A 1,955-nucleotide genomic window follows, 5' to 3' on the forward strand; every position below is an offset into this window, starting at 1 on the left:
CATCCGTTCCCTGGACCAGTTCGCCGACACGGTGGGTTCCCTCATCCAAAACCACATCCGCAGTCTGTAAAGCACGCCGCCCTTTCGGGCGGCGAGCTTTACATTCATTCTTGGGCGGCGCTCAGTTCCGGGAGCACTTCTCCGCGTCGATGGCTAGCACCAGCATCAGTACGCACAGCGCGCTGCCCGGGTCCGCCACGTCGATCACGTAAGTGTCCGTCCAGTGGAGCAGCTCCTTGTGGATGGACGCCACCTGCGCCCCGCAGGCCTCCGTCACCCGGTAATCCCACTCCAGGAAGTCGCCCTCCACACGCCAGCCGTTGCAGTCGATGTCAAATTTCGGCGTGAAAAATGTGAATTCCTTTTGGATGCAGCCCACATACTGATCCTGGACGTACAATTCAAATTTGGGCAGAAAGGTCAGCACCTGCTCCCGCACCGTGCCGATGTGGTCTCCCGCCGCATTCAAAATGTGGAGGCAGTGTCCCCAGGCCAGCTTTCCCTCCACAGTGTAGACGGTGTTCCCCGCCTCGTCGTAGATGTCATAGCTGTCAAACCAGGAGAACAGCCGCTGTCTGAACAATAATCTCATAGAACCTCCTTCTGCAGTGCCGCCGGCTGATATTCCCGGAACCGCTTTGCTGTCCGGTAGAGATAGACCAGCTTCACGATCCCCACCACCAACAGGCCGATGGCGTCCGCCAGTATCGCCAGAAGACCCAGAATTGCCGAAATCAATGCCAGGAAGATGCATCCAAGCAACCCCAGCAGCAGGCCGATCCACCATTTCCAAAGCAGCCGCCACTTCCCCGCCAGCTCCGGGTCAAGCTCCTCCAAAACCTCTGCATGGGCATAAAACTCCTGATATGCGGCACAGAGCTCCAGCACCATGACCGGTAGGGAGAGCAGCCACCACAGCCAGTTCCCCTCCGGAATCGTCGGAAGCAGCAGCACACCGCTGATGATGCCGCCAGCCAAATAGCACAGGGCCGCCGTGCGGTACCGGCCTGCCGCCTCCCGCAGCTGCCACAAAAGGACACCATAGGCCAGGGAAATCAGAAATGCCAGCACATTTCCAACGACTCCGGCAGTTGGAAACGCTCCCGCCACAGTATCCATGGTCAGAATGTTGCTGAAAACACTGGGAATCACCAACCAGAACAGCAGCCACAGCCACTTGGCCAGCACAGGGGCATTCCGGTCCAGCCGCGCCCGGCGCTCCCGCTCTGCCTCCACGGCCCACAGCCGGTTCTGGGGCATATCTCTTCGCCGCAGGGCACAGCCGGTAGAAAAGGTGCAGGTCACACATGCCGTATGCCCCTTCTCCCGGCAGCAGTCCGCAATGGGACAGCCGCCGGAAAACCGGCGCCCCGGCCCATCCTGACAGCCGGGACAGTCCAGCTGCTCTTTCCAGGTACATGCGTCGCACATTCGCCCGCAGATGCCCTCCATCGCCAGTGCCTCCCTTTGTTTTTTTGAGATTATATCATAATCCGCCCTTCCGATGGGTAACAAATCTATGACATTTTTCTCCAAGACGTCCCTGCCAACAAATTTTTCCGCCAGAAAAACCGCATATTCTCCCGTCCCGGAGTCAAACTATGCTCGCGATACCCAGTAACCCACACGCAACAAATGTATGATGAAAAGGAGATTCAATTATGTCTAGCAAGAATAGCAATAAGATCAACGTTCCCGAGGCCCGTGCGGCTATGGATAAGTTCAAGATGGAGGCTGCCGCCGAGGTGGGCGTCAACCTGAAGGAAGGCTACAACGGCGACCTGTCCTCTCGTGAGGCCGGCTCCGTCGGCGGCCAGATGGTCAAGAAGATGATCGAGTCCTACGAGAAGAACCTGTAACTTCCCACTGGACACAGTGAAGCGGGCCCGCCATCGCCCGGGCGCGGTCTCATGGTCCAGGGTTGTGTACCCACACACCCCTCCACCAAACCCCCC

3 protein-coding genes are annotated in these 1,955 nt (G+C 58.4%); 1 reads left to right on the top strand and 2 read right to left on the bottom strand.

Annotated elements, in window-relative coordinates:
* Positions 1 to 121: 121 nt before the first annotated feature.
* The gene (locus QVE23_RS10855; protein WP_021747823.1) at positions 122 to 592 is read right to left on the bottom strand and encodes an LURP-one-related/scramblase family protein; all 471 of its coding nucleotides are present in this window, start codon (positions 590 to 592) and stop codon (positions 122 to 124) included.
* On the bottom strand, positions 589 to 1,452 hold the full coding sequence (locus QVE23_RS10860; RefSeq protein WP_287968231.1) for a DUF3795 domain-containing protein: 864 nt from the start codon (positions 1,450 to 1,452) through the stop codon (positions 589 to 591). The genes QVE23_RS10855 and QVE23_RS10860 overlap by 4 nt, the downstream gene beginning before the upstream one ends.
* A 209-nt stretch (positions 1,453 to 1,661) precedes the next feature.
* Between QVE23_RS10860 and QVE23_RS10865 the strand changes: the two genes are divergently transcribed.
* Positions 1,662 to 1,859: an alpha/beta-type small acid-soluble spore protein gene (locus QVE23_RS10865; protein WP_021747825.1), complete on the top strand. Its 198-nt coding sequence runs from the start codon at positions 1,662 to 1,664 to the stop codon at positions 1,857 to 1,859.
* Positions 1,860 to 1,955: the final 96 nt, after the last annotated feature.

Origin of the sequence: Oscillibacter sp. KLE 1728 (assembly GCF_934833455.1) — a bacterium.
GTDB classification, from domain to species: Bacteria; Bacillota; Clostridia; order Oscillospirales; family Oscillospiraceae; genus Oscillibacter; species Oscillibacter welbionis.